Source organism: Blautia sp. MSJ-19, assembly GCF_018918125.1.
Lineage (GTDB): Bacteria > Bacillota > Clostridia > Lachnospirales > Lachnospiraceae > Blautia_A.
The window spans coordinates 168,840-177,249 of sequence record NZ_JAHLQA010000003.1 but is presented as its reverse complement, the minus strand read 5'-3'; the positions used below and the strand labels follow the sequence as shown (position 1 = coordinate 177,249).

Genomic DNA, 8,410 nt, shown 5'->3' with positions numbered 1-8,410 from the left:
GAGAAAGATGGTTATCGTTAGCCATCTTTTTTTCTTTTTTAGTAAAAGCAGGGAGGGTGTAACTCAAAACGAGTTACACCCTCCCTGTTCTAGAAGCGTCTATTTCCCGACAGCCCCTTTTAGGGATGTCAGATTATTTTTCGGCAGCTAAGGTAGAGGCAAGTCCTTCTGGCAGGATGGTTCCTCCACCGAGTACCATATCACCGTCATAAAGAACGGCGGCCTGTCCAGGTGTGACAGCACGCTGCGGTTCATCGAAAGTGATCTTGAGCAGATCCTCTCCGAGCTGTTCTACAGTTGCAGGCTGCTCCGGCTGACGATAACGTGTCTTGACTTTGCATTTGATCGGTTTGTCCAGGTGATCCCATGGAATCAGATTGATGTCGTTGACATAGCAGCAGGAACTCATCAGATCCTGTTTGCCACCAAGGATGACCTTGTTGGAGTCCAGGGATTTGCCGCATACATAGAGAGATTCCGGTGCGGAAATGCCAAGACCGCGGCGCTGACCGATCGTATAGTGAATCTGTCCCTTGTGTTTGCCGAGGACTTTGCCCTCTTTATCTACGAAATCACCAGGTTCGGAAGACTGACCGGTATACTGTTCAATGAAGGAAGCATAATCCCCATCCGGCACGAAGCAGATATCCTGACTGTCTGGTTTGTCAGCATTGATAAATCCCTGCTCCTGTGCAATGTGGCGGATTTCTTTTTTTGTATAAGTACCGAGAGGAAACAGTGTATGAGCAAGCTGATCCTGTGTCATGGCATAGAGAACATAGCTCTGGTCTTTGGTCGGGTCGAGACCCTTTTTCAGAATAAAACGCCCTGTTTCCGGATCCTGCTCGCGACGTGCATAATGTCCGCTTGCGATGTATTCGCAGCCGAGTTCTCTTGCTTTGTCAAGAAGAGCAGAGAATTTCAGGAAACGGTTGCAGTCGATACATGGGTTTGGTGTGCCTCCATGAAGATACGTATCTGCGAATTTATCAATGACACTGTGACGGAATTCGTCATGCATAGGAAAGACATAGTAGAGCATGCCAAGGCGTGCGGCAACGCTTCTGGCGTCTTCGGTATCTGATGGTGTGCAGCAGGCACGGTGTCCGGGGAAGCTGCACTGTGGATTATCATAAAGCTTCAGAGTGGCACCGGCGCAGTCGTAGCCTTCCTGAACCATCAGGTAAGCTGCCACGCTGGAGTCAACTCCGCCGCTCATGGCGATGATTGCTTTTTTCTGCATATATATTTCTCCTGTTATATAGTAAGTATTGGTTGTTGTTACAAATTAAAAAATATGGCTGTACTTTATTCAAGCTACATGCCAGCCAGTTACATGGTATCATCATAAAAATACAGTGTCAAGCAAGCGTTGCTGTTCAATGATAATAAGTAAGAAAAAAGATGAAAATAAAAAAATGAAAAAAGGTGTTGACATATCCAGAAAGTGGTAGTATATTAAACCTATCGGAAAGATAGGTAATAAAAACCGAGAGAAAACATTAAGGAGGAAGAATCATGTTTACAGAAAAAGCAGTACAGACAAAAGTCATGTGTATGATGGATAAGGAAATGCGAATGTGCATGTGTATGTCCATGTCAGATTATGCTTCAATGTATCGGAAACTTCCTGTGACATCGGAGGGTCAGCACAGAACGGCCTGAACGAGATGTCAAGAATGTGAATATAGATGTATCGGTGAGATACAATGTAGATTACATGAACAGGAAAATCCGACTTGGGTTCCTGTTTTTTTGTTGCCTTTTTTAAGTTTATATGACAGGTAATCCGAATTTACAACTGAATAAAAAATACAACTGAATAGAGAAAAACAAATAAGAAAATCTAAAATAAAATGAAAAATAATGAAATGAGAAAAGAGAGGGACTTTATTATGAAAAACACAAAAATTATCACAGTATCACTTGCAGCAGCACTGGCAATCGGAGCAATCACAGCAAATGGCGTTCTCGTAAGCGCTGACGCAGAAAAAGGAACCATCAAAGTAGCCGCATCCGCTACACCACATGCAGAGATCCTTGAAGAAGCAAAACCGATCCTTGCAGAAGAAGGATGGGATCTGGAAGTTACTGTATTTGATGACTATGTACAGCCAAACCTGGTAGTAGAGAGTGGCGATTTTGATGCAAACTATTTCCAGCATATTCCATACCTGGATAACTTCAATGAAGAGCAGGGAACACATCTGGTAAATGCCGGTGGTATCCACTATGAGCCATTTGGAATCTATCCTGGAACAAAGAAAACACTGGATGAACTGGAAGACGGAGATACGATTGCAGTTCCGAATGATACCACAAACGAAGCAAGAGCACTTCTTCTTCTCCAGGATAACGGTATTATCACATTGAAAGACGGTGCAGGACTGGAAGCAACTGTAAAAGATATTGAAGAAAATCCGAAGAATATTCAGATTGAAGAGCTGGAAGCAGCACAGGTTTCCCGTGTCAAAGATGAAGTTGCTTTTGTCGTACTGAACGGAAACTACGCACTGCAGGCAGGATATTCTGTATCAAAAGATTCCATCGCTCATGAAACATCTGATTCTGAAGCAGCTAAAACTTATGTAAACATCATCGCAGTCAAAGAAGGAAACGAAGACAGCGAAGCAGTCAAAGCACTGGTAGATGTTCTGAAATCCGATGAGATCAAAGATTACATCAACGAGACATACGACGGAGCAGTTGTACCTTTTGAAGATTCCGCAGACGATGCAGATGCTGATAAAGAAGAAGCAGCAGATGATACTGCAGATGCAGAAACAGAAGCTGAGGTTACAGAAGAGGCAGAATAATATTGCTGAGACATTAAAGAATAAGTTGTAACACAGATATTTCAAGGGAACGGGAGGAACAGTTTAAATGGAACCGATGATACAGGTAGAAAACCTCTGCAAAAGTTTTTCGACTAAAAACGGAACGGTAGAGGCAGCCAGAAACATCAGTTTTTCCATAGAAAAGGGAGAGATCTTCGGCATCATCGGTCTCTCCGGAGCAGGTAAGAGTACACTGGTACGATGCCTGAATCTGTTGGAAAGACCAACATCTGGAACTGTCCGGGTGAATGGTAAGAATCTTACGGAGCTTTCTGAAAAAGAACTCCGTAAGGAGCGCCAGAATATAGGAATGATTTTCCAGCACTTTAACCTGCTTATGCAGAGAACTGCACTGGATAATGTGTGTTTCCCGATGGAAATTGCGGGAATCAGTAAGAAAGAAGCCCGCAAAAAAGCCCTGGAATATCTGAAAGTGGTAGGACTGGAAGAAAAAGCACTGTCTTATCCGTCACAGCTTTCCGGTGGTCAGAAACAGCGTGTGGCGATTGCACGAGTCCTGGCAAGTGATCCGAAGATCCTGCTTTGTGATGAGGCCACCAGTGCCCTGGATCCGCAGACAACAAAAGCAATCCTGGAACTGATTAAGGAGATTAACCGTGATTATGGAATTACGGTAGTTGTTATTACACATGAAATGAGCGTGGTACAGGAAATCTGTAATCGTGTAGCTGTCCTGGAGAGCGGAACACTGGTGGAATCCGGAACAGTAGAAGAACTGTTCCGAAGCCCTAAGACAGAAGCGGCACGTCGACTGGTATTCAGCGGAAGAACGCAGATTCAGAAGATGGAAGGCAAACGTCTGGTGCGTGTTACCTTCCAGGACAAATCTTCCTTTGAGCCGGTCATTGCAAACCTGGTACTGACCTATCGTACGCCGGTTAACATTCTGTATGCAGATACCAAGAATATTGGTGGAGCGGCAGAAGGAGAAATGATCCTGCAGCTTCCCGAGATCGAGGAAATTGCAGATAAGATGATTCAGTATCTGAAAGATACAAATATGGGAGTAGAGGAGTTGAAATCTGATGTGGGATAATGCAACAATTACGATGCTGCTGGAAGGAACCAGAGATACGTTATATATGACCCTTGTATCCACCTTTTTCGGATATGTACTGGGACTTCCTCTTGGAATCCTGCTTACAATAACCGACAAAGAAGGCATTCATCCAAATGCAGTTGTTTATAAAGTACTGGATGTGATCGTAAATATCCTCAGAAGTATTCCGTTTCTGATCCTTCTGATCCTTGTCATTCCGCTCACAAGACTGCTCGTAGGCAAGACATACGGATCTACGGCAACGATCGTGCCGCTTGTAGTTGCAGCAGCACCGTTTGTTGCACGTATGGTGGAATCTTCCCTGAAAGAAGTGGATCCAGGTGTGATCGAGGCCGCAGTCAGCATGGGAGCCGGAACTCCAACGATCATCTGGAAAGTCCTCCTTGCAGAATCCAGAACATCCCTCCTTGTTGGAGTTACCATTGCAGTTGGAACGATCCTTGGTTACTCCGCTATGGCAGGAACTGTCGGTGGAGGCGGACTTGGAGATATCGCCATCCGTTATGGATATTACCGTTATCAGACAGATATCATGCTTGTGACGATCGTGATTCTGGTAGTACTCGTGCAGATCCTGCAGGGAATTGGCATGATGCTCTCCAGAAAACTGGATAAACGAAAAGCCTGAAAGAGAGTGCTTATAGCAAAGAATAAAGTTTATTCAGTAAATATAAAGATTTATTTTAGAAATTTTATAAATATATTAGAAAAAGGACAAAAACTCCTCACATTTATATTGTATGATGTATTTGTCTTAAAGGAAAACCCCTTTAAGAAATCCGGTAGCACTTCAATGCCGGGAGAGTTGCCGGAACTCTTTCCTTTCCCTAAAAAATAAAACAGAACACTAAACAGCCGCCACCTGACAAGAAACGTCGGGAGGGCGGCTGCTTTCGTTGTGTCTGATATTTCAGAGAGGCTGGTGATCTGGGATGTCTGTGCCTGGCTGGTATTTTATCGACGGTAGCGGTTGAAACAGGAATAGATTTCCTGGATTCGCGGGACTGCGTATCCACATGGCAGATAAGAACCATCTGCGAGGGAGGCAAGTCCTTTGGACTGAATCTGTTTCTGCAGATATTCAACAATCTCCGGGAGAGTTCGCTGGCCATCAGCCAGATGCTCCAGAGCATATTTCAAAAGTAATCCCAGTGCTGCGGTCTGTTCGGAATCTACGATCTGCTCAATATAACGCAGATCTACATCTTGTCTTCCAAGTGAAAATCCATCTTTTCCATGAACTTTGATCTTGATACGTTCTGGTTTACCTGCTCCACGTCCATGTGAACGGACTGCCGGAGCGTTTTTTTGTATGATACGGTGGCTTATCGGCATAGTAAATGCAGGAGCCTTGACAGGATTCAGAGGATATTTTCCACATAAGTTTCTGACTTTGTCTGCGATATCCACAGGATGGTAACAATCCATCTGGATGATCGTATCTGCGATGTGGAAAAATGCTCCGGAACTTCCGGCGACCAGGATCGTGGAGATTCCGGCATTTTTGTACAGGTCCTGTGCACGCTCGAGAAACGGGGTGATCGGTTCTTTTTCGCGGGAGATGACTTCCTGCATGAAGGTGTCACGAACCATGAAGTTGGTAGCAGAAGTGTCTTCATCCAGAAGAAAAACTTTACTTCCGGCTTCCATGCCTTCGATGATACCTGCAGCCTGAGAAGTACTTCCACTGGCATCTGCTGTAGAAAAACAACGGGTGTCTTTTTTGTTTGGCAGATCATTGATAAACAAAGAGATGTCCACGTCTTTGATGAAACGTCCGTCTTCTGAGCGAAGCTTCAGGGCAGAAGCGTCTGTGATCACGTACTCTCGTCCGTCGCCGGCGATGTGGTTATATACGCCAAGTTCCAGAGCGTTCAGAAGGGTGGATTTGCCATGATATCCACCTCCGACGATCAGTGTGATGCCCTGTGGGATTCCCATTCCGCGAATCTGTCCTTTGTGTGGAAGATCCATGGTTACACAAAGGGATCCTGGAGAGATAAACGGGACAGAATCTTTCAGCGGGCGGGAAGAAATACCGCTTTCGCGAGGAAGGACAGAATGATCCGCCACGAATGCGACGAGATGCTGTTCTTTGAGCTGGCAACGGATTGCCTGCTGATCTTCAGCAAGAAAAATTGCCTGTTCCAGTTCTTTTTTATTCACATTTCTGTAGAAGAAGGCTTTCTGTACACAGACAGGAAGAAAATCAAACAGGATCTTTTCAAGTTCCGTGGCGTTGATGGTGCGCCCGTTTGCGGGAAATCCAATAAAGAATCTGGCGATAATATCTTTGTCTGTGATCTCGCAGGCAGAACGGGCGAGAACTTCCTGACCGCAGTGACTGACAGAGATCAGGCCGCTTTTGCCGGAACCTTTTGCACGGAATGTATACTGATTGACCTGACGCTCAAACTGACGGGTCAGATAATCGGCCAGCGTGGTGCGTGTGAGTGGATTTTTACAGTATGTGTCCGGGAAACCGGCATCTTTGCGTGAAACATGAATGCTGATATGGGAAGGTGATGCAAACGGATCGCCCTGTACATGATCGACTGACAGAATATAACGGTCAAACTGATAACTGCCCTTCAGGGATTTGTAGGCAGGGTAGCTTTTTCGGTTGACGGATTGAAGCTGTGTTTTTAATTCGGATGCGTTCTGCATGAAAAAACTCCTTTATGAAAATTATTTACAAAATAGTTTTATGAAAATACTGTGATTTATCTGTGGATTTAAGGTACATTTAAAGTCTGACTGTAACTATTATGAAGTTAAGACATTGCTGAAATCACAGATTCGGGATTTGGTATTGAACAAAATCATTATAGTGCGGGAGTATGAAAAAACGCAAGCAGTTCGGGATATAATAACAAAGAACATGCAGGCAGAGGTTTCGTATTGTGCAAAAATTTCTTATACAAATCTTATATCTTTATTAAGAATCTGGAAGAATGTAGAAATACGCAGAAGTTTGTTTTATAATGGTGAAAGAATTTTGAAAATCAAATGAATCAGAAATCAGATGAAAGGTGGTTTTATATATTATGGAAAGAAGAAACGCATGGCTTTCTTATGAAGAAGCAGACGAAAAAGCACTGGAAAAACTGGCAAAGGATTATTGCACATTTCTGGATGCCGGCAAGACAGAACGTGAATGTGTGATCGAACTGACAAAAGAAGCAGAAGCTGCCGGTTATGTTTCATTAGAAGAAAAACTTGCATCCGGCGAGCAGATCAAAGCCGGAGACAAGATTTATGCAGTTGGCATGAAAAAGATCATGGCGATGTTCCATATCGGAGGGGAACCGATTGAAAAAGGAATGAACATCCTTGGGGCGCATATCGATTCTCCGCGTCTGGACGTAAAACAGAATCCTTTATATGAAGATACAGATCTGGCATATCTTGATACGCATTATTACGGCGGTGTAAAGAAATACCAGTGGGTGGCACTTCCTCTGGCAATTCACGGCGTGATCGTGAAGAAAGACGGTATGGTTGTCAATGTAAACGTAGGAGAAGACGAGGATGATCCGGTCGTATACATCACAGACCTTCTGATCCATCTGGCAGGCAAACAGCTTCAGAAAAAAGCAGCAGAAGTGATCGAGGGAGAGAATCTTGATATCCTGATTGGAAGCAGACCACTCAAAGATGAAAAAGATGAGAAGAAAAAGGATGCAGTGAAAAATAATGTTCTCCGTATCCTGAAAGAGAAATACGATGTAGAGGAAGAGGACTTCCTTTCAGCAGAACTGGAGATCGTACCGGCCGGCAGGGCACGTGACTGTGGACTTGATCGCAGTATGATCGTGGCATACGGACAGGACGACCGTGTGTGTGCATACACTTCTTTTGTGGCTATGCTTGAAATGGACGCGCCAAAACGCACCAGCTGCTGTCTGCTGACAGACAAAGAAGAGATCGGAAGTGTCGGAGCGACCGGTATGCAGTCCAATTTCTTCGAGAATACCGTAGCAGAACTTCTGGAAGGAATGGGATGCTACAGTGGACTGGCACTTCGAAGAACACTTAAGAATTCCTTCATGCTTTCTTCTGATGTAAGTGCGGGTTATGATCCGGCTTATGGAGAATGTTTTGAAAAGAAAAATGCAGCATATCTTGGAAGAGGAATCGTCCTCAATAAATTTACCGGAGCAAGAGGAAAATCCGGTTCCAACGATGCCAATGCAGAGTACGTGGCAAAAGTACGTGGCATTTTTGATGGAAGTAATGTGGCATTCCAGACAGCTGAGCTTGGTAAGGTAGATGTCGGAGGCGGCGGAACAATCGCCTATATCGCGGCACTTTATGGAATGAATGTCATTGACAGTGGGGTAGCTGTTTTGAGCATGCATGCACCGTGGGAAGTGACAAGCAAAGCAGATATTTATGAAGCAAAGAAGGCATACAAAGCATTTCTTGAAAATGCATGATAAAAATACGTATGATAAAAAATAATTTCAGTATGGAAACTGAAAGGCTGCTG

Annotated in this window: 7 protein-coding genes; 5 read left to right on the top strand and 2 right to left on the bottom strand. The window is 44.2% G+C overall.

Annotation, left to right across the window (positions count from 1 at the left end; translation table 11 throughout):
- Positions 1–133 precede the first annotated feature (133 nt).
- Complete coding sequence (gene mnmA, locus KQI91_RS01575) at positions 134–1,243, bottom strand: tRNA 2-thiouridine(34) synthase MnmA (RefSeq protein WP_216391126.1); 1,110 nt, start codon at positions 1,241–1,243, stop codon at positions 134–136.
- A 275-nt stretch (positions 1,244–1,518) separates the two neighbouring features.
- On the opposite strand from mnmA, the gene KQI91_RS01570 reads away from it, so the two are divergent.
- The 4 genes from KQI91_RS01570 (at position 1,519) to KQI91_RS01555 (ending at position 4,546) form a co-directional block, all read left to right on the top strand.
- On the top strand, positions 1,519–1,665 hold the full coding sequence (locus KQI91_RS01570) for a hypothetical protein (protein WP_216391125.1): 147 nt from the start codon (positions 1,519–1,521) through the stop codon (positions 1,663–1,665).
- Between the two features lie 230 nt (positions 1,666–1,895).
- Entirely contained in the window at positions 1,896–2,816 is a 921-nt protein-coding gene (locus tag KQI91_RS01565; protein WP_216391124.1) for a MetQ/NlpA family ABC transporter substrate-binding protein, read from the top strand.
- A 67-nt stretch (positions 2,817–2,883) separates the two neighbouring features.
- Positions 2,884–3,894 carry a methionine ABC transporter ATP-binding protein gene (locus tag KQI91_RS01560; protein ID WP_216391123.1) on the top strand — a complete coding sequence of 337 codons (1,011 nt, stop codon included), beginning with the start codon at positions 2,884–2,886 and terminating at the stop codon, positions 3,892–3,894.
- On the top strand, positions 3,884–4,546 hold the full coding sequence (locus tag KQI91_RS01555) for a methionine ABC transporter permease (protein ID WP_216391122.1): 663 nt from the start codon (positions 3,884–3,886) through the stop codon (positions 4,544–4,546). The genes KQI91_RS01560 and KQI91_RS01555 overlap by 11 nt, the downstream gene beginning before the upstream one ends.
- 326 nt (positions 4,547–4,872) lie before the next feature.
- Here KQI91_RS01555 and KQI91_RS01550 read toward each other — a convergent pair whose 3' ends face one another.
- A complete protein-coding gene (locus tag KQI91_RS01550; protein WP_216391121.1) occupies positions 4,873–6,585 on the bottom strand; it encodes an ABC-ATPase domain-containing protein in 1,713 nt (570 codons plus the stop codon).
- 380 nt (positions 6,586–6,965) lie between these two features.
- Here KQI91_RS01550 and KQI91_RS01545 point away from each other — a divergent pair, with 380 nt between their 5' ends.
- On the top strand, positions 6,966–8,357 hold the full coding sequence (locus tag KQI91_RS01545) for an aminopeptidase (RefSeq protein WP_216391120.1): 1,392 nt from the start codon (positions 6,966–6,968) through the stop codon (positions 8,355–8,357).
- Positions 8,358–8,410: the final 53 nt, after the last annotated feature.